A 24,690-nucleotide genomic window follows, 5' to 3' on the forward strand; every position below is an offset into this window, starting at 1 on the left:
GTTGCACGTCATCGATCGGCGAGTACCTCGCCGACGTATCTGGCAACGGCGGCGACGGACGCGATCGTTCCCGGATAGTCCATCCGGGTCGGTCCGAGCACGCCGAGACCACCGAACACAGTGCCCGAGGCACCGTACCCGGTGGAAACCACGGCGGTGCCACGCAGGTTCTCTTCTCGGGTCTCCTCGCCGATCTGCACCGTGACGGTGCCGGTGTTCTGTGTGGCGGCCAGCAGTTTGAGGACCACCACCTGCTCTTCGAGCGCTTCGAGTACCGATCCCATGGCGCCGGCCATCGGCGCGAAATCGGCGGCGGCCCGGGTCAGATTGGACGTGCCACCCATCAGCAGCCGATCGGCCGATCGCTCGACCAGTGTCTCCACCAATACGGTCGCGACCCGGATGAACGGCTGACGCAGGTCTTCGGGCGCCTTGTTGGCCAGCTCCGCGACCGCGTGGGAGGCGACCTCGAGCCGCTGACCGTTCAGCGCGGCACCGAACATGTCGCGCAGCCGGCTGATGTCTTCGTCGTTCAGGTCGGAGCCGAGGTCGACGATTCGCTGTTCGACACGGCCGGTGTCGGTGATCACCACCAGCAGCAACCGCGCCGGGGTCAGTGCGACCACCTCGAGGTGGCGGACCGAGGACGACGAGAGCACCGGGTACTGGATCACCGCGACCTGCCGGGTGAGTTGCGCCAGCAACTGCACCGACCGCCGGAGTACGTCGTCGAGGTCGACGCCGGAATCGAGGAAGCTGAGGATCGTGCGCCGCTCCACCGGTGACAGCGGCTTCACCTCGCTGATGCGGTCGACGAACAGGCGGTATCCCTTGTCCGTCGGAACGCGGCCGGAGCTGGTGTGCGGCTGGGTGATGTACCCCTCGGCCTCCAGGACGGCCATGTCGTTGCGGACGGTGGCGCTGGACACACCGAGGTGGTGGCGATCGACAAGTGCCTTGGAGCCGATCGGCTCCTGCGTCGCGACATAGTCGGTGACGATGGCGCGAAGTACTTCGAAACGACGTTCATCGGTGCTCGACATGAGCAGTTCACCTCCAGCCCTCGGCTTTGGACAATGGGCACTTCACAGCATTCATCAAGTCTACGGCGACGGAGAACCGATACGGTGAACCGGTGATTTTCAAGGGCGTCCGCGACGGGAAGCCGTACCCGGACCATCAGTTGTCCATTCGCGATTGGGCCAAGATCCCCCCGCGCCAGTTGCGGCTCGATCAGCTCATCACCGTCACCACGGTGCTCGCGCTGGACAAGCTGCTCTCGGAGGACTCGACCTTCTACGGAGACCTGTTCGCACACGCCGTGCGCTGGCAGGGCGACATCTATCTCGAGGACGGCCTACATCGCGCAGTCCGGTCGGCGTTGCGCAACCGGCACGTCATCCATGCACGACTACTCGACCTGGACAACGTGTCCGAACTCACCCGCGAACCGAGTACCGGTGTCGAGAGTGTCAGCCCGCCAACAGGTCACGGACCACGCCATCAGCCAGCAGACGTCCACGGTTGGTCAGAACCAGGGACGATCCGACCCGTTCGGTGAGCCCGTCGGAGATCGTTCGCGCGGCCCGCTGTTGCTCGTCGGGACGGAGTTCGGACCACGCGAGCCCGACCGAACGGCGGATCGACAGCATCACCCGTTCGGTGTGCTGATCGTCCGGAGTCAGCTGTTCGTGGCCGGCAACCGGTAGTTCTGCGGCGGCCACCGCGGCGGCATACCTGGCCGGGTGTTTGTGGTTCCACCAGCGGACCCCCGCGACGTGCGAGTGCGCCCCGGGCCCGGCTCCCCACCAGTCGGCGCTGTCCCAGTAGCCGAGATTGTGCCGACAGAACGCGTCGGGCACCGAGGTTCGCGCCCAGTTCGACACCTCGTACCACCGAAGTCCCGCGGCCGAGAGGCGCTCGTCGATCATCTCGTACCGGCTCGCGAGCACGTCGTCATCGGGAGCAGGCAGCTCTCCCCGGCGCACCCGGCGGGCCAGGGCGGTGCCGTCTTCGACGATCAGCGCGTATGCCGACACGTGGTCGACCCCGGCATCGAGAACCGCATCGAGGGACGAGGCGAGATCCTCGTCGCGCTCTCCGGGGGTGCCGTAGATCAGATCGAGGTTCACATGTCCGAGCCCGGCGGCCCTGGCCTCACGCGCGGCGGTGACGGCCCGGCCGGGGGTGTGCGTGCGGTCCAGCACCGCGAGAACGTGACCCGCGGCCGATTGCATCCCCAGTGACACGCGGGTGAACCCGGCCGCGAGGATGCCCTCGAAGAATTCGGGCGACGTCGATTCGGGATTCGATTCGGTGGTGATCTCGGCCCCCGGCGCGATGTCGAAGTGAGTCCGCACCGATGCCATGACGCGCCCCAAACCCTCCGCGCCCAGCAGCGATGGGGTCCCACCGCCGACGAAGATCGTCGACACGGGCCTGGACGGATCGAGGTGGGTCGCCGCCATCGACAGTTCACCGTCGAGTGCGGAGAGCCACTGCTCCGGTGACGAGCTGCTGCCCAGCTCACCGGGTGTGTAGGTGTTGAAGTCGCAGTAACCGCACCGCGTCGCGCAAAACGGGACGTGGATGTACAGCCCCAGAGGGGTCTCGGATCGCGACTTCGGGATGAAGGTGTTCGGCATCGTGGTTCGATCATCCCAGTACTGGCGACAACATCAGAATCAGCGCAATCGGCAAGGGACGAAACCCATGACACGACCCGGTAGGTCGGGCGACTTCATCCAACTGCCCAAGAGCCTGATCGTCTGGGCGATGGTGCGGTCTTTCGGCATCGTGGTCGCTTATCTGACCGCGTATTTCATGGTGCCGTGGACGGTGCTCGACGGCTGGGGCGAGGTGGTGGTCGTGGCGGCGTTTCTGGTGGTCGCTGCGCTCACAGCCGTCTGGCAGATCGGCCGGATCCTGCGGGCTCCGGCACCCGCGGTCCAGGCGATCGAGGCTCTTGCCATCATTGCCCCGCTCTACCTGCTCGGCTTCGCTCTCGGATATTTTCTGCTCTCGGCGAGTGACCCTGCCCAGTTCAACGAGCCGCTGTCCCGGATGAGCTCGCTCTATTTCACCTTGTCGGTGTTCGCGACCGTGGGCTTCGGGGACATCACCGCGGCCGTCGATCTGTCCCGCGCGATCGTGGCGATACAGATGGTCCTCAACCTGATCGTCGTCGGCGTGGGCATCAAGGTCATCGTCGCGGCAGTCCAGTGGAGCAGGACAAAGAAGAAAGAATCTGGCGGGGAGGAATGACCACGACTCGACCGGTGTTGACACCTGAATACGTCGGCGTCGACCGCGCCGACGGACTTCGGCTCAGAGTGAGCCAAAGTAAGCCCAAGTAGACGCATCAAGGAAGGCCGTGGCACTATGGGCGACGTGACTTCTCAAGGGGTGTGGCTCGCGATGCGACGGCACATCGATCTCAAGCGCGTATGCAGCGCTTTCTGTCTTAACTGACAAGCGGCACAACCCACGGTCCACAGCCCGGACCGCAGATGGTGACAAGCCCGCGCCACGCTCTTCCCTTGTACCAAGCCTTTGCTGGACTCCCGGGTGCCTCGAGCCCTGATCTGCACGCTGCCCGGAGTCCGCCAGACAGGAGAATCAATGACGTCGACCGCAGACGCCCCCGGCAAACCGGCGCGGCGGGCACGTCCGACGAAGCGCCGCGCCGAGGGCCAATGGAAACTCGGATACCGGGAGCCGCTCAACCCCAACGAGCAGGCCAAGAAGGACGACAATCCGCTCAACGTCCGCGCCCGCGTCGAGAACATCTATTCCAAGCAGGGCTTCGATTCGATCGACAAACAGGATCTGCGCGGCCGGTTGCGTTGGTGGGGTCTCTACACCCAGCGCGCCGAGGGTTATGACGGCACCTGGACCGGTGACGACAACATCGACCTCCTCGAGGCCCGCCATTTCATGATGCGGGTCCGCTGCGACGCCGGCGCACTGACTGCCGAGCAATTGCGCACGATCGGTCAGATCTCCACCGAGTTCGCCCGCGATACAGCAGATCTCTCCGATCGTGAGAACGTCCAGTACCACTGGATCGAGATCGAGAACGTCCCCGAGATCTGGCAACGACTCGAGGCCGTCGGCCTCAAGACCACCGAGGCGTGCGGGGATTGCCCCCGCGTGGTGCTCGGTTCCCCGCTCGCCGGTGAGGCCGTGGACGAGATCCTCGACCCCACACCCGCGATCGACGAGATCGTCCGCCGGTACATCGGCGACCCGAAGTACTCGAACCTCCCCCGCAAGTTCAAGACGGCGATCTCCGGCCTGCAGGACGTAGCCCACGAGATCAACGACGTCGCCTTCATCGGCGTCAACCATCCCGAGCACGGGCCCGGACTCGACCTGTGGGTCGGCGGCGGGCTCTCCACCAACCCGATGCTTGCGCAGCGGGTCGGTGCGTGGGTCGCACTCGACGACGTCCCGGATGTCTGGGAGGGCGTGGTCTCGCTGTTCCGCGACTACGGTTACCGGCGTCTGCGTACCAAGGCCCGGCTGAAGTACCTGCTCAAGGACTGGGGCATCGAGAAGTTCCGCCAGGTGCTCGAGGACGAATACCTGGGCCGCAAGCTGATCGACGGACCGGCGCCTGCCCCGCTCACCGCACCGCGCGACCACGTGGGCGTGCAGAAGCTGAAGAACGGCCTCAACTCCGTCGGGTTCGCGGCGATCGCCGGACGCGTGTCGGGCTCCAAGCTCACCGCTGTCGCCGATGCCGCAGCCCGGGTCGGCTCCGACCGCATCCGCTTCACCCCGTACCAGAAGCTGGTTGTCCTCGACGTCGCCGACGACAAGGTCGAGCAGCTCATCTCCGAACTCGCACCTCTCGGGCTGATCGCCAGGCCGTCGCCCTGGCGGCGCAACCTGATGGCCTGTTCGGGCATCGAGTTCTGCAAGTTGTCGTTCACCGAGACGCGCAAACGGTCGCAGGTGCTCGTGCCCGAATTGGAGTCGCGACTCGCCGACATCAACGACCAGCTCGACGTCCCGATCACGGTGAACATCAACGGCTGCCCCAACTCGTGCGCCCGCGCACAGATCGCCGACATCGGATTCAAGGGCATGCTCGTCGAGGACGCCGATGGCAACACCGTGGAAGGCTTCCAGGTTCACCTCGGCGGCAGCCTCGGTCAGGATTCGGCATTCGGCCGCAAACTCCGTCAGCACAAGGTGCTCTCCGGAGAGATCGGTGACTACATGGACCGCGTGGTCCGCAATTTCGTGAAGCAACGCAGTGACGGTGAGCGTTTCGCCCAGTGGGCGGTTCGCGCCGACGAGGAGGATTTGCGATGAGTACCGCAGTTCGCAGTGAGACGGAGTTGCGCGATCTGGCGGCGGAAGGTGCTGCACTGCTGGGCCCGGACGCCTCAGCACACGACCTGATGCGCTGGACCGCAGACACTTTCGGCACCGACTTCATCGTCGCGTCCAACATGCAGGATGCGGTGCTCGTGGACGTTGCGGCCTCTGCCGTCACCCCCGAGCAGTTGAACGGCAGCAAACTCAAGGTGCTGTTTCTCGACACCGGCTATCACTTCGCCGAGACCCTCGGCACCCGCGACGCCGTCGAACAGGTCTACGGCGTCGAGATCGTGAACGCCAAAGCCGAGCAGAGCGTCGCGCAGCAGGATGCGGCCGTGGGACGCAATCTGTTCGCCTCGAATCCCGGCGAGTGCTGCCGGTTGCGCAAGGTGGTGCCGCTCAAACGTGAGCTGTCGGGATACCGGGCCTGGGTCACAGGCATTCGCCGAGTGGAGTCCCCCACCCGCGCCAACGCGCCTCTGATCTCCTTCGACGAGGCGTTCGGGTTGGTGAAGATCAATCCGATCGCCGCCTGGACCGACGACGAGTTCCAGGACTACATCGACCGCAAGGGCGTGCTGGTCAATCCCCTTGTGGACGAGGGATATCCGTCGATCGGATGCGCCCCCTGCACCACCAAGCCGATCAACGGCGCTGATCCCCGAAGTGGCCGATGGGCCGGACTGGCCAAGACAGAATGCGGGTTGCACGCGTCATGACAATCGACCAGAACACCGACGTACTGCCCGTCGAGACCGCGGATGAGTTCAGCACACTCGACGCCCTCGAGTCCGAGGCGATCCACATCTTCCGGGAGGTGGCCGGCGAGTTCGAACGTCCGGTGATCCTGTTCTCCGGCGGCAAGGATTCGACGGTGCTGCTGCACGTCGCACTCAAGGCGTTCTGGCCTGCGCCACTGCCGTTTTCGCTGCTGCACGTCGACACCGGGCACAACCTGCCCGAGGTGCTGCAGTTCCGTGACGACGTGGTGGAGCGGCACAGCCTCCGTCTGCACGTCGCCAAGGTCGAGGACTACCTGGCCGATGGCAGGCTGACCGAACGCCCCGACGGCATCCGGAATCCGCTGCAGACCGTTCCCCTTCTCGACGCGATCACCGAGAACCGGTTCGACGCCGTGTTCGGTGGTGCCCGCCGGGACGAGGAACGTTCGCGCGCCAAGGAGCGGATCTTCTCGCTCCGCAACGCCTTCGGGCAGTGGGACCCCAAGCGCCAGCGGCCCGAACTGTGGAACCTCTACAACGGCAAGCACGCACCCGGCGAGCACGTTCGTGTGTTCCCGTTGTCGAACTGGACCGAACTGGACGTCTGGCGGTACATCGCCCGCGAGCAGGTGCTCCTCCCCTCGATCTATTACGCGCACGAGCGCGAGGTCTACTCACGCGACGGCATGTGGATGACGCCCGGCCCCTGGGGCGGACCCGCCGACGGTGAACAGATCCAGAAGCTCTCGGTCCGGTACCGGACCGTAGGCGACGGATCGACCACCGGGGCCGTGTTGTCCGACGCGTCCGACAACGAGGCCGTCCTGGCCGAGGTCGCGGCCTCGCGCCTGACCGAACGCGGTGCCACCCGCGGCGACGACCGGGTCTCGGAGGCCGCGATGGAAGACCGTAAGCGCGAGGGATATTTCTGATGAGTGCTTCACCTGATCTGCTGCGCCTGGCCACTGCCGGCAGTGTGGACGACGGCAAGTCGACGCTAGTCGGCCGGTTGCTGTACGACACCAAGTCCGTGCTGGCCGACCAGATCGACGCGGTCACCCGCGCCTCGGTCGACAAGGGCCTCGATCAACCGGACCTGTCACTGCTCGTCGACGGTCTGCGCGCCGAGCGCGAACAGGGCATCACCATCGATGTCGCCTACCGCTACTTCGCCACACCGACGCGTTCGTTTGTGCTGGCCGACACGCCAGGGCATGTGCAGTACACCCGCAACACGGTGTCCGGCGCGTCCACTGCGGGCCTGGTCATCCTGCTCGTTGATGCCCGCAAGGGTGTCATTTCGCAGACCCGTCGGCATGCCGCGGTGATGGCCTTGCTGGGTGTGCCCCGACTTGTGTTGGCAGTCAACAAGATCGACCTGGTCGACGACCCGGAAAAGGTGTTCGGCGAGATCCGGACCCAGTTCACCGACATGACAACCTCGCTCGGTTGGAGTGCCGATCGGGTCGTTTCGATCCCGGTGTCGGCGCTACACGGCGACAACGTCGCCGTGCGTTCGGACAACACGCCCTTCTACGACGGACCGACACTGATCGAGCACCTCGAGTCCGTGCCCGTCGAAGACGACCGCAAGCCGGTCGGTTTCCGCTTCCCTGTGCAGTACGTGATCCGGCCCCGCACACCTGAGTACCCCGACTACCGGGGATACGCCGGTCAGGTCGCCGCTGGACGGGTCACCGTCGGCGACGAGGTGGTTGTCCTGCCTTCGGGCACCCGCACCACCGTCGAACGCATCGACACCGCGGACGGTTCGCTGCAGTCCGCCCACACCGGGCGCAGCGTGACCGTGCTCCTCGCGGACGACGTCGACGTATCCCGCGGTGACGTGATCGCCGCAGTCGCCGATGCGCCAGAACCCATTTCGCAGTTCAGTGCCACGGTCTGCTGGCTCGGCGACAAGGCTCTGCGCCCCGGTGCTCGACTGCTGCTCAAGCACGGCGCCCGCACCACCCAGGCCATCGTCGGCGAACTCGAGGTGCTGTTCGACGAGCAGGAACTGGTACTGCGCGATCAGCCCGAATCGCTGGAACTGAACCAGATCGGCCGGATCTCGGTGCAGACCGCACAGCCGATCAGCGCCGATGACTACAACACCAACCGCGAGACCGGCAGTTTCCTGTTGATCGACCCGCAGGGCGGCAACACCCTCGGCGCCGGACTGGTGGGCGACGCCCTGTCGCAGCTGCACCTGAAAGAACTTGTGTGACAACACTTGTGCTCGCCGCCCATGGCAGCCGCGACCCCCGGTTCGCGGCCACCATGGAACGGATCACCCATGGTGTCCGCACCCGGCTCCCCGGGGTCGATGTGCGCCTCGGCTACCTCGACCTCAATTCCCCGAGCGTCGCCGACGTCCTCACGGCTTGCACTGGCCGGGTGATGGTCGCTCCCCTGCTGCTGTCCAACGCTTTTCACAGCAAGGTCGATCTTCCGGCGATCGTCTCCGACGCCTGCGCCGCCAACCCCGACATCGAGGTCCGGCAGTTGCCGCCACTCGGAGATGATCCCCGGATCGTCAGCGCGCTGATCGGCCGGCTGGACCAGGCAGGCATCCGCGCCACCGACGGCGTCGTGTTGACCGCGGTCGGATCCAGCGATCCCACTGCCGACGAGGCCGTTCGGGGCCGCGCCGCAGAACTCGCCGTCCGGCTCCGGACACCGTTGGTGCAGACGGTCTTCGCGACCCGACTGGGCCAGGATCACAGCAATCTGCATCAGTCTCTACGGAGTCTGCGTCGCGGCGGTGCACGGCGTGTTGTTGTCAGCCCGTATTTCTTGTCCGCAGGATTACTGACCGAACGCGTCGACGCGGCCGTGGACCATCTTGCCCCGGGTTCGTTGATAGCCGGCCCGATCGGGGCTCATCCCGACCTGATCGACGTCGTGTGCGACCGTTTCCGCGACGCGACCATGGCCACCCCGGCTCCGTTCTCTGCGTTCAGATAGAACGCTTGGTCGCCGCTTTCTCGGTCAGCGGCAACCCATGGTAAGTACCTGCCAAGGCCGCCCCGGCCGCGAGTAGTGGCGCGGTGTCGCGCAGGGTCCGGGTCATCACAAAGGCCCCCTCCAACGCGCAGATGATGGCGATGATGACCTCCCTCGCCGTGTCCGGATGGACGCCTCGACTCTCGAAGTACGCCGTTCCCAGCGTGATCCAGTCACCGAACACCGATGCTGCGGCCAACCGGAGCGATTCGTCGGCATTTGCGACCTCACCGGCAACGGTGGACACCGGACACATGTTCGCAAAACCGGTCTGCTCGATGTCCTCGGCAGCCAGGGCGAACGCCGCTCTGATGCCGTCTCCGAGGTCGGTCTGGTCGGCGAAGACCGCCGGGATGATCGCGGCGTAGGCGACGCCCGCGTTCACCAGTGCCTCACGGGCGATCTGCGCCTTGCCCTCGGGAAAGTGATGGTAGATGGACCCGATCGGCGCACCGGATCCGGCGACGATCTGCTTCATGCTCAGCGCTGCGTACCCGTGCACCCGCATCAGTTCGACCGCCGTGGTCAGGATCGTTTCGCGCGTTCCTCTTGCCATCAGCACCTCCACGTCCCATACTAGAGCAATCGTTCTAGAACGATTGCTCTAGTACCGGGGAGGTCACCATGCAGACAGTGCAGCTGGGCGCAGGAACCATCGAGTATCGCGAGGTGGGAGATCCGGAAGGCCCTCCCGTGGTGCTCACCCACGGATTGCTGATGAACAACCACCAATGGGATCTGGTGCTGCCACTCCTGCCTGACGGCTTCCGCTACCTGTTGCCTGTGCTGCCATTGGGCGGCCATCGCATCCCGATGGACCCCGATGCCGACCTGACGATGCCCGGAATGGTCGGCATCCTGTCCGAGTTCTTGGCGGCACTGCGCCTGCAGCAGGTGACGCTGATCCTGAGCGACTGGGGCGGCCCGTTGTTCTTGCCCGAGCTCACGTCCGGTGAACGGATCACCCGCCTGGTGGTCTGCCCGGCCGAAGCGTACGACAACTTCCCACCGGGGTTCCCCGGCAAGGTGGTGAAGGTCGCGGTCTCGGTACCGGGCGGAATCCTGTTCGCGCTGCATCAGTTTCGCAACCGCTTCTTACGCCGAACTCCGATGGTCCTCGGGTTGATGGCAAAAAAACGCATTCCGGACGACATCATCGCTCGATGGACCGATCCCGGGGTGGCATCAGCCGACGTCCGCCGAGACGTACTGGCCTACTGCCGAACGAGATTCGACAAGGCAGCTCTGATCGCTGCAACCGAGAAGCTGCGCGACTTCGCGGGGCCTGTGCTGATCATCTGGGCGCCTGAGACCAACGTGATGCGGCGCGAGCACGGGCAACAGCTCGCCGACCTGTTCCCCAAGGGCACCCTCGCCGAGGTCGACGACGCCTACGTCTTGATCATGCTCGATCAGCCCCAGCGCACCGCCGAGCTCATCGGTGAGTTCCTGGTGAGCACCTGACTCTCGCCCCGGGGGCGTACACACGCGAAAACGACCCAGCCGGCCGGCTGGGTCGTCTTCGCGTCAAGGGTCAGGCGAGCGCGGCGTCGGGCACCCGCGTAGCCCTGACGTACACGTCGTCGCCATCCCTCAGGCCCAGCGCCGCAGCATCACCACGGGTGATCTGGGCGTGGAAATCCTCGTTCGTGGCAGCGTTCTCGAGTTCGACACGCACCTCGAATCCGAGGTACACCACGCGTTTGACCCGCGCCTTGAGTACACCGGTCTCCGCCGCGTTCTTGTCTGCGGACGCCAGTGCGAGGTCGGGGGTTCGGCCGACACGGATGTCGTGTGGCCGGACGAGTACCCCGTTCAGCTTTGCCACCGAGCCGAGGAACGACATCACGAACTTGTTGTCCGGCCGGTCATAGAGGTCGGCCGGTGAGCCGATCTGCTCGATGCGACCCTTGTTCAGCACTGCGATACGGTCGGCGACGTCAAGCGCCTCCTGCTGATCGTGGGTGACCAGCACGGTGGTCACCTGGACCTCGTCGTGAAGCCTGCGCAGCCATGCCCGCAGATCCTCTCGGACCTTGGCGTCGAGTGCGCCGAACGGCTCGTCGAGCAACAACACCTTGGGGTCCACGGCCAACGCTCGGGCCAGCGCCATGCGCTGTCGCTGTCCGCCGGACAGCTGTGCGGGATAACGGGTCTGGAAACCTGCCAGGCCCACCACCTCGAGCAGCTCGTCGACCTTCGCCTTGATCTCGTTCTTGGGCCGCTTACGGATCTTGAGCCCGAACGCCACGTTGTCCCGCACCGTCATGTGCTTGAAGGCCGCGTAGTGCTGAAACACGAACCCGATGTCGCGACGCTGTGGGGAGATCCGCGTGACATCGTCACCGTTGATGAGCACGGTCCCCGAGTCGAGCTGATCCAGTCCTGCAATGGCGCGCAGAAGCGTCGACTTGCCCGATCCCGACGGTCCGAGCAGTGCGGTCAGCGAGCCGACCGGGATGTCGATGGACACGTTGTCGAGGGCGGCGAAGTCGCCGTAACGCTTGTTCGCGTCGATAACCGAGATCGTCATACCAGTTCACTCTCCTGCGTTTTCGGGGCTGTCTCGGCCGGGTCCGCGGCAGCGTCGGACTCGTTGCTCGCCTGTCGGCGCTCGATTTGATTGGTTCCGGTACGCCGCTGCACGAGTGTCATCAGCAGCAGCACGATGATGGCGATGATCATCAGCAGCGTCGCCGCCGCGTAGGCGCCGTATTCGTTGTAGTCGTCGGTGTACCGCGACGACACCAGCAGCGTGAGGGTCTGAGAGATGCCAGGCAGATTCGACGACACGATGATCACCGCGCCGTATTCGCCGAGCGAGCGCGCGATGGTCAGGACCACGCCGTAGGAGAGCCCCCATCGGATGGCGGGCAACGTGATCCGCCAGAAGGTCTGCCAGCCGTTGGCCCCCAGCGTCGCAGCAGCCTCCTCCTGCTCGGTTCCGATCTCGCGCAGCACCGGTTCCACCTCACGGACCACGAAGGGCAGTGTGACGAAGATGGTTGCAAGCACCATGCCCGGCAGCCCGAAGATCACCCGGAAGCCGAGACTCTCGACTCCGCCGAACCAGCCTCCGTACCCCCACAACAGGATCAGGGCGACACCGACCACGATGGGAGAGACGGCGAACGGCAGGTCAACGATTGCCTCGACGACGCCTCGACCGCGGAAACGTCCACGTACCAGAGCCATTGCGGTGAACACACCGAAGACCACGTTCAACGGGACCACGATGAGAACGATCAGCAGACTCAGCTGCAGAGCGGAGATCGCTGCGGGTGTGGTGATCCAGTCCCAGAACTGGCCGATGCCGTGCTCGAACGACCGATAGAAGATGAGTGCCACTGGAACCACCAGCAGCACAAAGAGATACAGCAATGCGATCACACGCAGGGTGAGTTGCGGGAATCTGGAGATCTTCATCAGTTCGCCTCCTCACGGCGCGAGGTCCAGCGACCGAGTACTCGCAGGACGAGCAGCACGACAAAGGCGATCAGCAGCAGGGCCACCGATACCGCGGCGGCATCAACTGGTGAGTCGATCTCGAGTTGCTGCTGGATGTACTGCGACGCCACCTGGGTATCGCCGGGGATGTTGCCGCCGATCAGCACAACCGAACCGAACTCGCCGATGGCGCGGGTGAAGGCCAGACCTGCACCCGAGAGCACCGCCGGAGCCAGTGACGGGAAGATGATCCGCCACCAGATGGTCCAGTTGCCTGCGCCCAGAGACGCGGCTGCTTCTTCGACCTCTTTGTCGATCTCGATCAGCACGGGCTGCACCTGACGGACGACAAACGGCAACGTGACGAAGGTCAGCGCGATCACCAGTGCCGGGCGGGTCGCGTTGAGTTCGATGTCGATCGGACTGCTCGGTCCGTACAGGGAGAGCAGTACGAGGCTGGCGACGATGGTGGGGAGCGCGAACGGCAGATCGATGAGCGAGTTGACGATTCGCTTGCCCGGGAACTCGTCCCGGACCAGGACCCAGGCCACGATGGTGCCCATCACCACGTTGATCAGTGCCACGACCAGTGAGACGAGGACCGTCACCTTCAGGGCGTCGACTGCGCCGTCGTCGCTGACGGCGGCCCAGAATCCACTCCAACCGTCGTCGAACGCCTCACTGGTGATCGCGGCGAGCGGCAGGAGCACGATGATGCTCAACCACAGACCGGCAATACCGATGCTGAGCGGCCCGACGCTGCCCCATCCTCGCTTGGGTGGACCTGATGAAGCGGGTGGCTTCAACGGCGTCACTGTGGCGGTCATACCTTGCCTCCGGCGTCGTAGATCTCGGTGATTGCCCCGGAGGTGCCGAACAGCGCTTTGTCCACTGCCGGCCAGCCTTTGAGGTCTCTACCTTTGTTCTTCGCGGCAGTGCCCTCGCCGAGGACCTTGCCCAATTCGCTGATCGTCCACAGTTTGGTGATCACACCGGGGAACAGATCCTTGGTCTCCTCGATGACCGTCGGGTCGACGGGACGGAAACCCTGCTGCGCCCAGAGTCGTTGCGCCGGTGGGGTGAACAGATAGCTGACGAAGGCGTTGGCCGCCTCCTTCTCCTTGCTGAAGTTCACCACTGCGACCGGGTTCTCGATCTTGAACGTCTCGGGTGGGATGACGTAGTCGACGCGCTGCCCCGGCTTGGCGGTGGGGTTCTGGTTCTTGAGGAAGATCGCCTCGTTCTCGTAGCTGATCAGCACATCGCCTTGACCCTGCTCGAATGCGGTGGTCGCCTCACGGCCGGACTTGGGCTGTACCCGGGTGTGGTCGCGGACGAGTTCGGCCACGTAGTCCAGCCCGGCTTGCTCGTTCAGCCCACCGTTGCTCTTCGCGGCGAACGGTGCCAGCAGATTCCATTTGGCCGATCCCGAACTACCGGGGTTCGGGGTGACAACCTGGACACCGGGCTTCAAGAGGTCGTCCCAGGTACGGATGTTCTTCGGATTTCCCTCGCGGACCACGAGCGCGACCACGGACCCGAACGGGGTACTGCCGTTGGGGTACTGCTCGGCCCAGTCCTTGTCCACCACCCCTTCTTTCACCAGGCGGGTGATGTCGGGTGCGACGGAGAAGTTGACGACATCGGCCGGGACGCGGCGGGCGACCTTACGTGACTGGTCGCCGGACGCGCCGTACGACTGCGAGAAGCCGATGCCCTTGCCCTCCTCGGTGTCGCGGAAGGCCGGGATGATCGCGTCATATCCGATCTTCGGCACCGCGTACGCAAAGAGGTTGAGGTGCCGTGAACCGCTGGAGATGTCCTGGCCGCCGGGCTCGTCGGTGGAACCGCCGCCGCAGGCCGAGAGCACCAGCGCGGACACGGTCAGCATGGTGAGGATCCCGGCCGACGATCTCCGAGCGCGCCTTCGCGTACTCGTTCGGCGGGAGAGACGGAAAAGCACGGTTGTGTCCCCTTGTTTCAGGTCGGATGTGTTCGAGTCGAATCAGCGCAGGGCAATGCCCCGGAAAACGTGTTCAGCGACAGAGCGCGTCGAAAACGCAGCGGTAATCGACCGCGAACAACGCCAGGGTGTGGCGTACGCGGTAACCGACGGCTGCAGACATAGGCCGAAGACTAGCAGGATGAATTGGTCGACAAACTCACCAAAAGAGGACCGGATGAGCCCCTGCTCAGCCGAGCAACAACCAGGCCACCACTACCAACAGGATCAGACCGATCAGGGCCATCGTGACCTTCGAGCGAGGCATCAGTGTTCTCCGGAATCGGATTCGGTGGACTCGCGCCGGTCGACAACCCGAAATGAGGTGTCTACCAGCAGATTCATCAGATAGGACAGGCCGATGGCCAGCGGTACGACCACCGCGGCGCAGACAAGAATCTGGGGGACGAACGACAACGACGTCAGCCACTCCTCGACGCCGTCCCACCACGTTGTCATCGCATCCACCACAACAGCCTAGCCCGACGACTTTTGTTCACCGTGATTCAAAATCGGCCAGGACTGTGTTCGGTGGAGTCGGACGCTGTGCGGCTCGCCTCTGCGAGTATCGCTGCATCGGTGGCATGGGGCATCGCGCAACCGCATGATAGAGCGATGACAACCCCAACCGAGGGCAGCAGCATCTCTGACCTCACCGGCAACACAGCGGTCCCCCGCCTGCATGTGAGCCATTCCGCCCTCAGCGGCGCGGCCCCCCATCAGTCCGCTCCAGTGGTGCAATCTGCGTTCCCACCCATCGGTGACTACGCCTTCTTGTCCGATTGCGAAACCAATTGTCTGATCGCCCGGAACGGATCGGTGGAGTGGATGTGCGTTCCGCGGCCGGACTCCCCCAGTGTGTTCGGGGCGGTGCTCGACCGTAGTGCCGGACATTTCAAACTGGCCCCTTATGGGGTGAACGTCCCCGTCGACCGGCGGTACCTTCCGGGAAGCCTGATGGTGGAGACCACCTGGCAGACGGATACGGGTTGGTTGATCGTGCGCGACGCACTGGTGATGGGACCGTGGCACGACAACGATGCCCGCTCCCGCACCCACAAGCGGACACCTACCGACTGGGACGCCGAACACATCTTGCTGCGGACCGTGCGGTGCGTGAACGGCACCGTCGAATTGGCGATGAGCTGCGAGCCGGCATTCGACTACCACAAGGGTGGCACGAAATGGGAGTACTCCGGGCCCGCGTACGGAGAGGCGATCGCCACCGCGACCGGGGTGACCGGCGACTTCCCGGCACTCAAACTCACCACCAATCTCAAGATCGGCCTCGAAGGTCGTGAGGCCCGGGCCCGCACCCGGATGACCGAGGGAAGCGAGATCTTCGTCGCCCTGAGCTGGGGTAGTCCTCCCGCCCCGCAGACCTGGGAAGATGCGGCCCAGATGATGTGGGAGACCTCCGAATCCTGGCGGCAGTGGATCAACGTCGGCAGCTTCCCCGACCACCCGTGGCGAAATCATCTGCAGCGCAGCGCACTGACCCTCAAAGGGCTCACCTACTCGCCCACCGGTGCACTCTTGGCCGCTGCGACCACCTCGTTGCCGGAAACACCCAAGGGCGAACGCAATTGGGACTACCGCTACGCGTGGGTTCGCGACTCCACATTCGCCCTGTGGGGCCTGTACACCTTGGGCTTGGACCGCGAGGCCGGCGATTTCTTCTCGTTCATCGCCGATGTGTCGGGAGCAACGAACGGCGAGCACCATCCCCTCCAGGTCATGTACGGGGTGGGCGGCGAGCGGACTCTCGAGGAATCCGAGCTCAATCACTTGTCCGGTTACGACGGGGCACGCCCGGTGCGGATCGGCAACGGCGCCTACAACCAGTCACAGCACGACATCTGGGGCACGATGCTCGACTCGGTCTACCTGAACACAAAGACCACCGAAACCGTCTCGGAGACACTCTGGCCGGTGTTGAAGGCACAGGTCGAAGAAGCCATCAAACATTGGCGCCACCCCGACCGAGGCATCTGGGAGGTGCGTGGCGAACCGCAGCACTTCACCTCGTCGAAGGTGATGTGCTGGATCGCACTCGACCGGGGGGCCAAACTGGCTGCCATCCACGGTGAGACGTCGTACTTCAAGACGTGGGCCGAGAAGGCTCAGGAGATCAAGGCCGACATCCTCGAGTTCGGGGTCAACGACCGCGGGATCTTCACCCAGCGCTACGGCAGCGACGCCCTGGACGCATCCCTCCTGCTCGTCCCGTTGCTGAGGTTCCTGCCCGCCGAGGACCCGCGCGTGCGCAACACCGTGCTCGCGATCGCCGACGAACTGAGCGAGAACGGTCTGGTGCTCCGGTACCGGGTGGAGGAGACAGACGACGGCTTGTCCGGCGAAGAGGGCTCGTTCACCATCTGTTCCTTCTGGCTGGTGTCCGCCCTGGTGGAGATCGGTGAGCTGCCGCGGGCAAAAGCCTTGTGCGAGCGTCTGTTGTCGTTCGCGAGTCCGCTGAAGCTCTACGCCGAAGAGATCGAGCCCACCACCGGCCGCCAGCTCGGCAACTTCCCGCAGGCCTTCACCCACCTGGCGTTGATCAATGCGGTGATGCATGTGATCAGGGCCGAGGAAGCTCAGGGCCACGGGATGTTCATCCCCGCCAACTGAACCCGATGATGTGCGGTTCTGGCGACGAAACCGCCAGGTCGGCACCGCCAGAACCCCACATCATCGGAGATGTTGCGGCGATCAGACCATCGGCGGGTTGAGTCGGGCGAACCCCTCCTGCCGGTGATACGGAAAGTAGGGGTAGGGCGCCTCGCGAACACTGACCGCATCGAGCCGGGCGATCTGTTCGGCGTCGAGGCGCCAACCCACAGCACCCAGGTTGTCGCGGAGCTGCTGCTCGTTGCGAGCGCCGACGATCACCGAGGAGACGGTGGGTCGGCGCAACAACCAGTTGAGAGCGACCTGCGCGACCGTGTGCCCGGTCTCGGCTGCGATGTCAGAGAGCGCATCGACGATGTCGAAGAGCAGCTCGTCGTCGACGGGCGGGCCCGCATCGGCGGTCGCGTGCAACCGGCTTCCCTCCGGCAGGGGTTCGCCACGTCGGATACGGCCGGTCAGTCTGCCCCAGCCGAGTGGGCTCCACACGATGGCGCCAACGCCTTCGTCAGCCGCGAGCGGCATCAGTTCCCATTCGTAGTCCCGCCCGACCAGCGAATAGTAGACCTGATGCGCGACGTACCGCGAATAACGTTGGCGGTCAGCAATTCCGAGAGACTTCATCAGTTGCCACCCCGAAAAGTTCGAGACACCCGTGTACCGGATCTTGCCCTGCTGCTGAAGGAGGTCGAGAGTGCTGAGCACCTCGTCGATCGGCGTACTCGAGTCGTAGGCGTGCAGCTGGAACAGATCGATCCGGTCGGTCCGCAGCCGCGTGAGCGCGCGCTCGACGGCACCGATCAACCGCGATCGCGACGACCCGTGGTCGGACGGCCCGTCTCCCATCGGCAAGCTCGCCTTCGTGGAGATGAGCACATCGTCTCGGCGCCCTTCGATCGCTGCGCCCAAAACCTCCTCTGAGGCTCCGGCGGAGTAGACGTCTGCTGTGTCGAAGAGGGTGATGCCCGCCTCCAGACACACGTCGACGATTCTCCGGGCCTGGGTGACATCGGTGTCGCCCCAAGCTCCGAAGAGTTCGCCCACGCCGCCGAATGTGCCTGCGCCGAAACTCAGTTCGGACACCACCAGTCCTGAATTACCCACGCGCCGATACTCCACGATCTTCCTCCTTAATGGGACTCCCGTTCCTTTAGTGAAGGTAGCACGACAGTTCGGTTAATGAAACGGCGTTCCCGTTACACTCATGACATGACTGAGCCAGGGATGGTCAGACCAGGCGGCCGAACGGCGGCGGTCCGCGCTTCGGTTCTCCGTGCGACCGGAGATGTACTCGCCGAATCAGGCCTACCCGGCCTCGACCTCACCGACGTGGCCAGTCGTGCCGGTGTGGGCAAGACCACCGTGTATCGCCGGTGGGGTTCGGCGCCCGGCCTGGTGGCAGACCTGTTGTCGGAGATGGCCGCCGAATCCGTGCCGCGGGCAGACACCGGCACCCTGTCCGCCGACCTGCACGCCAACGCCGCATTGGTGCGAAAGACCCTGTCGGACAAGCGTCAAGGTCCGTTGTTCAAGGCGATCATCGCTGCGGCGACCTGCGACGCGCGCACCGCCGACGCACTGGCGCATTTCTACGACACCCGCGTCGCCGAATGGGCACCGTGTGTACTTGACGGGATCGCCCGTAGAGAAGCGCCCGCCGGCACCGACGCCAGAGCTGCGATCCGGCAGGTGTCAGCACCGCTCTACTATCAGTTCCTCACCTCGACAAGGCCGCTGAAGAAGGTCGATGCCGAACGCGCCGCCGAGTCGGCACTGGCCGCGATCGCGGCGGGCGTGCTGGTCTCAGGCCGGTAGCAGACCGCGCCGACGCAGCAGGGGTTCGATCTCGGCGGGACGGCCGAGGAGTTCCTGGTGCGCGGCAATGGGGTCCACGCTGTCGCCTCGAGAAAGCGTTGTCTCGGCGAACCGGGCCCCCAGATCCGAAGACAGGCCACCGCCGGAGAGGAACCACTGTTCGGTCTCGGCGTCGAGGACCTCGGACCAGATGTACGAGTAGTAGCCGGCCGAATATCCGCCACCGAAAATATGATTGAAGTAGGCGCTGCGGTATCTCGGCGGGATGAGGTCGGCCGCGGCACCGGCGTTGGCCAGTGCCGCCTTCTCGAAGGCCTCGACGTCGTCGATGTCATCCTCGACGGTCACCCGATGCCAGGCCATGTCGAGGATCGCGGCCGCCAGGTACTCGATGGTGCCGTGGGCCGACTCGACGTCCGCGCTTGCCCTGGCGGCCTCGGCGAGGTCATCAGGGATGGGCAGTCCGGTCTCGTGGTGTTTTGCGTACTGTCGCAACACCTCTGGGTGCAGCGCCCACATCTCGTTCACCTGTGACGGGAACTCGACGAAGTCCCGAGGGACCGATGTTCCCGATTGCGACGGGTACCGCACCGCCGACAGCAAGCCGTGCAGTGCGTGTCCGAACTCGTGGAACAGTGTGGTGAGCTGGTCCATGGTGAGCAGGCACTTCTCACCTTCATCGGGTTTTGTCAGATTGAGTACGTTCACGATCACCGGACGGGACTCGAGGAGCAAGCTCTGATCGATGAAGTTGTTCATCCAGGCGCCGCCCCGCTTGCTCGGACGGGCGAAGAAGTCGCCGAGGAACAATCCGATCGAGGTGTTGGTGCGGTCGAACACCTGCCAGACGCGGACATCAGGGTGATACGTGGGCACGTTGTCCAACTCGACGAACCGCAGACCATAGAGTCGGCCGGCAGCGTAGAACACTCCATTGGCAAGCGCGCTGTCGAGTTCGAGGTAGTCCGACAGCCCGCTCAACGAGACCGCCGCACGCTGTTCTTCCTGCCGCGCAAGCCAATACGTGAGATCCGCCGGACCTATGTCGGTGCCGACGGTCTCGGTGATGGTGGTGAGCTCGCGCCCCCCTGCCCGCATGGCCGACGCGATCAGGTCTCTCAGCAGTTCCTCGACGGCCTCGGGGCTCGGAGCGGTCTCTTCCGCGATCACGTACTCGGCGTGGTCGCGATAACCCAGTAGACGTGCCCGTTCGGCACGAAGACGGACGATGTCGAGGATGAGTGCCCGGGTGTCGTTGTTGTTGTCACGCGAACAGCGGTTCACCGACGCCTCGTACAGCCGGATCCGGGTGTCGCGATCCTCCAGCACGGCGAGAGCGGATTGGCTCGACGGCAATTCGAGGGTGAGGAGGTACCCGGTGTCGTGTCCTGCATCCTGCGCTGCGCGGCGCGCAGCCGCGATCTGGCCGTCGGACAAACCGGCGAGCTTGCCCACGTCGTCGACGAGCACCGCAGAGTCGTTGCTGTCGTTCAGTATTCGCTGACCGAACTCGGTCGTGAGGGTGGCAAGGCGCTCGGAGATCTGCCGCATCCGGGCCTGGCCGTCGGCGTCGAGACCGGCCCCGGCGCGGATCGCGTCGCGATGGCGGCGTTCGAGCAAACGCAGCGATGGCTCGTCCAGACCGAGGCCGTCGCGGTTCTGGAACAACGTGTCGATCCTGGCGAACAAACCGGCGTGCAGTGCGATGGCGTTGCCGTGCGCGGTGAGCTTCGGTGCGAGCTCGGTGGCGATCGCATTGCGCTTGGGGTTGGTGTCGGCACCGGCGAGGTTGAAGAAGATGCCTGCCGCCCGCGCCAGCGCCTGCCCGCTGCGTTCGAGTGCCTCGATGGTGTTGGCGAAGGTCGGTTCGGCGCGAGCGCCGGCGATCTTCTCCACCTCACGCAGGTGCTCGGCCATCGCCTCTTCGAAGGCGGGCACGAAGTCGTCGTCGGTGAACGACGGGAAGTCGGGCAGACCGTGCAGATGGGGACTTCGGGCCAGGACCGGGTTAGAGGGCATGGCCCGATGGTACTGCGGTGCTTGACTTTCGGTCCTGATTCCCTCCGGCCTTATTTGCCCTTGGGTTTGTCGCTCGACGCATCCGACGACAGTGCAGCCACAAACGCCTCTTGCGGGACCTCCACCCGACCGATCGTCTTCATCCGCTTCTTGCCCTCTTTCTGCTTCTCGAGCAGCTTGCGCTTACGGCTGATGTCGCCGCCGTAGCACTTGGCCAAGACGTCTTTGCGGATCGCCCGAATGTTCTCGCGCGCAATGATCTTGGCACCGATGGCGGCCTGAATGGGGACCTCGAACTGCTGGCGGGGAATCAGCTCCTTGAGCTTGGTTGTCATCTTCGTGGCGTAGGCAGCGGCGCCGTCCTTGTGGACGATTGCACTGAAGGCGTCGACGGCTTCACCCTGCAGGAGGATGTCCACCTTCACCAGGCTCGACACCTGCTCGCCTGCCTCCTCGTAGTCGAGGCTGGCGTAGCCGCGGGTACGCGACTTGAGCGAATCGAAGAAGTCGAAGATGATCTCGGCCATCGGCAGGGTGTAGCGCAGTTCCACGCGGGTCTCGGACAGATAGTCCATCCCGCCGAGTTCGCCACGCCGGGACTGACACAGCTCCATGATCGAACCGACGAATTCGCTCGGTGCGATCACCGTCGTCTTCACGATCGGCTCGAAGATGTTGCGTGCCTTGCCGTCCGGCCAATCGGACGGATTCGTGACGATGTGCTCGGTGCCGTCCTCCATCTCCACGCGGTACACCACGTTCGGTGCGGTGGAGATCAGATTCAGGCCGAATTCCCGTTCGAGTCGTTCGCGGCTGATCTCCATGTGCAGCAACCCGAGGAAGCCGCAACGGAAACCGAACCCCAACGCCACCGACGTCTCTGGCTCGTACGCCAGTGCGGCGTCGTTGAGCTGCAGCTTGTCGAGGGCTTCTCGCAGGACCGGGTAATCGGACCCGTCCACCGGGTAGAGACCGGAGTAGACCATCGGCCGTGGCTCGCGGTAGCCCGTCAGCGGGGTCTCCGCGCCATGACGCGCAGAGGTGATGGTGTCACCGACCTTGGACTGGCGGACGTCCTTCACACCGGTGATCAGATAGCCCACCTCGCCGACGCCCAGCCCCTTGGACGGCTTCGGGTCCGGCGAGACGATGCCGACCTCGAGGAGTTCGTGGGTGGTGCCGGTCGACATCATCTTGATCTTCTCGCGGGGCACGATCTTGCCGTCCACCACACGGACGTACGTGACGACGCCGCGATAGGTGTCGTAGACCGAGTCGAAGATCATCGCGCGGGGCGGGGCGTCGGAATCGCCGACCGGAGCCGGGATCAGCCGCACCACCTCGTCGAGCAGCTCCGTGACGCCGACGCCGGTCTTGCCCGAGACCCTCAGGACGTCGTCGGGTTCACAGCCGATGATGTGAGCGATCTCGGCTGCGTAACGGTCGGGGTCGGCGGCCGGCAGGTCGATCTTGTTCAGGACCGGGATGATCGTCAGGTCCTTGTCCAGCGCCAGGTACAGGTTGGCCAACGTCTGAGCCTCGATGCCCTGGGCCGCGTCGACGAGCAACACTGCGCCTTCACACGCTTCCAGTGCACGTGACACCTCATAGGTGAAGTCCACGTGGCCGGGGGTGTCGATCAGGTGCATCACGTAGTCGGTGCCGTCCACGTTCCAGGGCAGCCGAACGTTCTGGGCCTTGATCGTGATGCCGCGCTCACGTTCGATGTCCATCCGGTCCAGATACTGCGCCCGCATGTCGCGCCCCTCGACCACACCGGTGACCTGCAACATCCGGTCCGCCAACGTCGACTTGCCGTGGTCGATGTGAGCGATGATGCAGAAATTCCGGATCTTCGCGGGATCGGTGAACGTGGTGTCGGAAAGCCTGGGAATTGAACTCACTCCTTGCAGTGGCCGAGATACCCGTCCAGTTTCTCATGCGCAGGCACATCGACCATCCATCGGCGGTCTCGACGCTAATGTTCAGGACGTGAGCGTCGAAGAGTGGCAGTCAGAAGGTGTGGCCGGCGCATTGCATCGGCCCGATGGCGACCCGCTCGCCGTGGTCGTGCTCGCGCACGGTGCGGGCGGTGACCACAATGCGGTCATCCTGCGCCGCATCGCCGAGGAATTGTGCGACCGCCGGATCGCTGTCGCCCGCATCGACCTGCCCTACCGTCAGAAACGACCCAAGGGACCGCCGCATCCGTCCGGCGCGGCAGCCGACCGCGCAGGGATAGCCGCGGCGTGTGACGCCTTCCGGGGTCAATCGACCGGCCCCCTGATCGTCGGCGGGCATTCTTATGGAGGACGCCAGGCCTCGATGACGGTGGCCGAGAACCCCGACATCGCCGATGGACTGTTGCTGACCTCGTACCCACTGCACCCACCCGGACGACCGGAGAAGATGCGCACCGATCACCTGCCCTCCATCACCAAGCCGGTCCTGGTGGTCCACGGCGCCACCGACCCGTTCGGCACCACGGACGAGCTGACCGCCGCCATCGCGATGATCCCGTCACCGACCCGGTTCCTCGATCTCCCCAAGGTCGGCCACGACCTCAAACCCGATCGGTCGGGCGCGCCGCGGCTGATCGCCACCGAGGTGCTCGACTTCTTCTCGATAGGCTGACGGCGTGGCAGGCACCTTGGGACAGATGGCGATGTCGTTGATCCGTCGACACGGGCCGCGCGTGGTGCGCGAACTCACCCGCTCTGCGGCCACACGGCCCGGCCGTGAATCTGCGCCCTCACCGCGTGGGAACCGGGTGACGCGCACGTCTCCGACGGCCACACACGCGCGGCAAATCGCTTACTCTCCCCGCCTCGACGGCGCAGCCGATCCCGGCGAGGTGGTGTGGACCTGGGTCGAGTTCGAAGATGATCCAGGTCGAGGTAAAGACCGTCCGGTCGTGGTGGTCGGACGGGAGGGACCCGCTCTCCTCGGACTCATGCTCTCCAGTCAGGAGCACCGGCGCGACGACGCGAACTGGATGAGCATCGGGACCGGCGAGTGGGACAGCGCCCACCGCGAGAGCTTCGCCCGGCTCGACCGGGTGCTCACGGTGCCCGAAAATGCCATCCGCCGCGAGGGTGCGATCGTCGATCGAGGCCAATTCGACCGGATCGCAACAGTTCTGCGGGACCGGTACGGGTGGCGTTGAATCCGGCCACCCACGTCTGACTCAGGACAGCGGCGCCTGCGTCCAGTTGTTGACGAACTCGAGACCGCTGCGCACGAAGAGCTGCGAGACCGGGCACCGTCGTTCGGTTTCGGCGACGAACTCGGCGAATTGTTGCTCGCTTGCGTCTGATTCGACCACGGCCGACACGGTGACCTTGTCGAAGTTGGCGTTACCTTCGGCGCCTTGCACGAGGACTGCGGTGTCGAGATCACCCTGCACCTCGAAGGTGAACTCCCCCAACGCGATCCCGAGGTCTTTGGCAACCAGCGACGCGGTGACCTGATTGCACGACGTCAGTGCGCCGAGAGCGTAGAACAACGGGCTCGGGGCCTTGTCCTCACCGCCGAACGCTGGGTACGCATCGGTGTGGAACTCGTGAGCCGAGCCGGCGGTGACAAGACGTTGCGCGACCCCGCTACCGGTTGCGCTGACAACAAACGGGACAACGGATCGCTTTGCTGCAGTGGTCATTGCACGACTGTGACACCGGAGCGGCCGCCCACCGAGGGTTTGGCGCACAGCGAGCGAATGGGTGG

At 64.8% G+C, this 24,690-nt stretch carries 25 protein-coding genes; 12 read left to right on the forward strand and 13 right to left on the reverse strand.

The genetic code is table 11. The features are described 5' to 3' along the window. Positions 1-8: 8 nt before the first annotated feature. Positions 9-1,043: a heat-inducible transcriptional repressor HrcA gene (hrcA, locus tag WIMU1_RS19895; RefSeq protein ID WP_030171876.1), complete on the reverse strand. Its 1,035-nt coding sequence runs from the start codon at positions 1,041-1,043 to the stop codon at positions 9-11. A 92-nt stretch (positions 1,044-1,135) separates the two neighbouring features. Here hrcA and WIMU1_RS19900 point away from each other — a divergent pair, with 92 nt between their 5' ends. Then, a complete protein-coding gene (locus WIMU1_RS19900; RefSeq protein WP_030171878.1) occupies positions 1,136-1,561 on the forward strand; it encodes a type II toxin-antitoxin system VapB family antitoxin in 426 nt (141 codons plus the stop codon). Here WIMU1_RS19900 and hemW read toward each other — a convergent pair. After that, positions 1,473-2,645 carry a radical SAM family heme chaperone HemW gene (gene hemW, locus WIMU1_RS19905; RefSeq protein WP_062799734.1) on the reverse strand — a complete coding sequence of 391 codons (1,173 nt, stop codon included), beginning with the start codon at positions 2,643-2,645 and terminating at the stop codon, positions 1,473-1,475. The two genes, WIMU1_RS19900 and hemW, sit on opposite strands and share 89 nt — an antisense overlap. A 67-nt stretch (positions 2,646-2,712) precedes the next feature. Here hemW and WIMU1_RS19910 point away from each other — a divergent pair, with 67 nt between their 5' ends. From WIMU1_RS19910 to WIMU1_RS19935, 6 genes are all read left to right on the forward strand, one after another. Continuing rightward, the gene (locus WIMU1_RS19910; RefSeq protein WP_062799735.1) at positions 2,713-3,264 is read left to right on the forward strand and encodes a potassium channel family protein; all 552 of its coding nucleotides are present in this window, start codon (positions 2,713-2,715) and stop codon (positions 3,262-3,264) included. A 357-nt stretch (positions 3,265-3,621) separates the two neighbouring features. Beyond that, entirely contained in the window at positions 3,622-5,322 is a 1,701-nt protein-coding gene (locus WIMU1_RS19915; protein WP_116914856.1) for a nitrite/sulfite reductase, read from the forward strand. Then, on the forward strand, positions 5,319-6,050 hold the full coding sequence (locus WIMU1_RS19920; protein WP_062799738.1) for a phosphoadenylyl-sulfate reductase: 732 nt from the start codon (positions 5,319-5,321) through the stop codon (positions 6,048-6,050). Before WIMU1_RS19915 ends, WIMU1_RS19920 begins: the two co-directional genes overlap by 4 nt. Beyond that, entirely contained in the window at positions 6,047-6,985 is a 939-nt protein-coding gene (cysD, locus tag WIMU1_RS19925; protein ID WP_033335932.1) for a sulfate adenylyltransferase subunit CysD, read from the forward strand. Before WIMU1_RS19920 ends, cysD begins: the two co-directional genes overlap by 4 nt. Further along, a complete protein-coding gene (locus tag WIMU1_RS19930) occupies positions 6,985-8,280 on the forward strand; it encodes a sulfate adenylyltransferase subunit 1 (protein WP_023953986.1) in 1,296 nt (431 codons plus the stop codon). The genes cysD and WIMU1_RS19930 overlap by 1 nt, the downstream gene beginning before the upstream one ends. Next, positions 8,277-9,020 (forward strand): sirohydrochlorin chelatase, encoded by a 744-nt coding sequence (locus WIMU1_RS19935; protein ID WP_084248404.1) that lies wholly within the window; start codon positions 8,277-8,279, stop codon positions 9,018-9,020. The genes WIMU1_RS19930 and WIMU1_RS19935 overlap by 4 nt, the downstream gene beginning before the upstream one ends. On the opposite strand, the gene WIMU1_RS19940 is transcribed toward WIMU1_RS19935, so the two are convergent. Next, positions 9,013-9,615: a TetR/AcrR family transcriptional regulator gene (locus tag WIMU1_RS19940; RefSeq protein WP_030171896.1), complete on the reverse strand. Its 603-nt coding sequence runs from the start codon at positions 9,613-9,615 to the stop codon at positions 9,013-9,015. The two genes, WIMU1_RS19935 and WIMU1_RS19940, sit on opposite strands and share 8 nt — an antisense overlap. 68 nt (positions 9,616-9,683) lie before the next feature. On the opposite strand from WIMU1_RS19940, the gene WIMU1_RS19945 reads away from it, so the two are divergent. Beyond that, complete coding sequence (locus WIMU1_RS19945) at positions 9,684-10,523, forward strand: alpha/beta fold hydrolase (protein ID WP_062799740.1); 840 nt, start codon at positions 9,684-9,686, stop codon at positions 10,521-10,523. 70 nt (positions 10,524-10,593) lie between these two features. On the opposite strand, the gene WIMU1_RS19950 is transcribed toward WIMU1_RS19945, so the two are convergent. The 6 genes from WIMU1_RS19950 to WIMU1_RS19970 all read right to left on the reverse strand — a co-directional run bounded on the left by WIMU1_RS19950 (position 10,594) and on the right by WIMU1_RS19970 (position 14,976). Continuing rightward, on the reverse strand, positions 10,594-11,592 hold the full coding sequence (locus WIMU1_RS19950; protein ID WP_062799742.1) for a sulfate/molybdate ABC transporter ATP-binding protein: 999 nt from the start codon (positions 11,590-11,592) through the stop codon (positions 10,594-10,596). Further along, positions 11,589-12,485, reverse strand: a complete 897-nt coding sequence (cysW, locus tag WIMU1_RS19955; RefSeq protein ID WP_023953994.1) for a sulfate ABC transporter permease subunit CysW — start codon at positions 12,483-12,485, stop codon at positions 11,589-11,591. Before cysW ends, WIMU1_RS19950 begins: the two co-directional genes overlap by 4 nt. Further along, positions 12,485-13,333, reverse strand: coding sequence for a sulfate ABC transporter permease subunit CysT (cysT, locus tag WIMU1_RS19960; protein WP_023953996.1), 849 nt, complete (start codon positions 13,331-13,333; stop codon positions 12,485-12,487). The genes cysW and cysT overlap by 1 nt, the downstream gene beginning before the upstream one ends. After that, positions 13,330-14,397 (reverse strand): sulfate ABC transporter substrate-binding protein, encoded by a 1,068-nt coding sequence (locus tag WIMU1_RS19965; RefSeq protein WP_062799744.1) that lies wholly within the window; start codon positions 14,395-14,397, stop codon positions 13,330-13,332. The genes cysT and WIMU1_RS19965 overlap by 4 nt, the downstream gene beginning before the upstream one ends. A gap of 145 nt (positions 14,398-14,542) precedes the next feature. Next, positions 14,543-14,632: an Ms4533A family Cys-rich leader peptide gene (locus WIMU1_RS26910; RefSeq protein ID WP_317615613.1), complete on the reverse strand. Its 90-nt coding sequence runs from the start codon at positions 14,630-14,632 to the stop codon at positions 14,543-14,545. Positions 14,633-14,775: 143 nt separating this feature from the next. After that, positions 14,776-14,976, reverse strand: a complete 201-nt coding sequence (locus WIMU1_RS19970) for a hypothetical protein (RefSeq protein WP_197037973.1) — start codon at positions 14,974-14,976, stop codon at positions 14,776-14,778. 147 nt (positions 14,977-15,123) lie between these two features. On the opposite strand from WIMU1_RS19970, the gene WIMU1_RS19975 reads away from it, so the two are divergent. Next, positions 15,124-17,136 carry a glycoside hydrolase family 15 protein gene (locus WIMU1_RS19975; protein WP_062799746.1) on the forward strand — a complete coding sequence of 671 codons (2,013 nt, stop codon included), beginning with the start codon at positions 15,124-15,126 and terminating at the stop codon, positions 17,134-17,136. A gap of 81 nt (positions 17,137-17,217) precedes the next feature. Here WIMU1_RS19975 and WIMU1_RS19980 read toward each other — a convergent pair whose 3' ends face one another. Beyond that, complete coding sequence (locus WIMU1_RS19980; protein ID WP_062799747.1) at positions 17,218-18,252, reverse strand: aldo/keto reductase; 1,035 nt, start codon at positions 18,250-18,252, stop codon at positions 17,218-17,220. Positions 18,253-18,342: 90 nt separating this feature from the next. Here WIMU1_RS19980 and WIMU1_RS19985 point away from each other — a divergent pair, with 90 nt between their 5' ends. Further along, a complete protein-coding gene (locus WIMU1_RS19985) occupies positions 18,343-18,948 on the forward strand; it encodes a TetR-like C-terminal domain-containing protein (protein ID WP_062799749.1) in 606 nt (201 codons plus the stop codon). Here WIMU1_RS19985 and WIMU1_RS19990 read toward each other — a convergent pair. Both WIMU1_RS19990 and lepA read right to left on the reverse strand, forming a co-directional pair. Then, positions 18,937-20,967 carry a M3 family metallopeptidase gene (locus WIMU1_RS19990; RefSeq protein ID WP_062799751.1) on the reverse strand — a complete coding sequence of 677 codons (2,031 nt, stop codon included), beginning with the start codon at positions 20,965-20,967 and terminating at the stop codon, positions 18,937-18,939. The genes WIMU1_RS19985 and WIMU1_RS19990 overlap by 12 nt on opposite strands. Before the next feature lie 50 nt (positions 20,968-21,017). After that, positions 21,018-22,880, reverse strand: coding sequence for a translation elongation factor 4 (gene lepA, locus WIMU1_RS19995; RefSeq protein ID WP_033335880.1), 1,863 nt, complete (start codon positions 22,878-22,880; stop codon positions 21,018-21,020). 79 nt (positions 22,881-22,959) lie between these two features. On the opposite strand from lepA, the gene WIMU1_RS20000 reads away from it, so the two are divergent. Together WIMU1_RS20000 and WIMU1_RS20005 are read left to right on the forward strand one after the other, a co-directional pair. Further along, entirely contained in the window at positions 22,960-23,601 is a 642-nt protein-coding gene (locus WIMU1_RS20000) for an alpha/beta hydrolase family protein (protein ID WP_062799753.1), read from the forward strand. Between the two features lie 4 nt (positions 23,602-23,605). Beyond that, the gene (locus WIMU1_RS20005; RefSeq protein WP_371850308.1) at positions 23,606-24,133 is read left to right on the forward strand and encodes a type II toxin-antitoxin system PemK/MazF family toxin; all 528 of its coding nucleotides are present in this window, start codon (positions 23,606-23,608) and stop codon (positions 24,131-24,133) included. 21 nt (positions 24,134-24,154) lie between these two features. Here the strand turns inward: WIMU1_RS20005 and WIMU1_RS20010 are convergent, their stop codons facing one another. Continuing rightward, positions 24,155-24,625: an OsmC family protein gene (locus WIMU1_RS20010; RefSeq protein ID WP_062799895.1), complete on the reverse strand. Its 471-nt coding sequence runs from the start codon at positions 24,623-24,625 to the stop codon at positions 24,155-24,157. Between the last annotated feature and the right edge of the window lie 65 nt (positions 24,626-24,690).

The sequence above is a fragment of the Williamsia muralis NBRC 105860 genome (assembly GCF_001598915.1).
Classification (GTDB): domain Bacteria; phylum Actinomycetota; class Actinomycetes; order Mycobacteriales; family Mycobacteriaceae; genus Williamsia; species Williamsia muralis.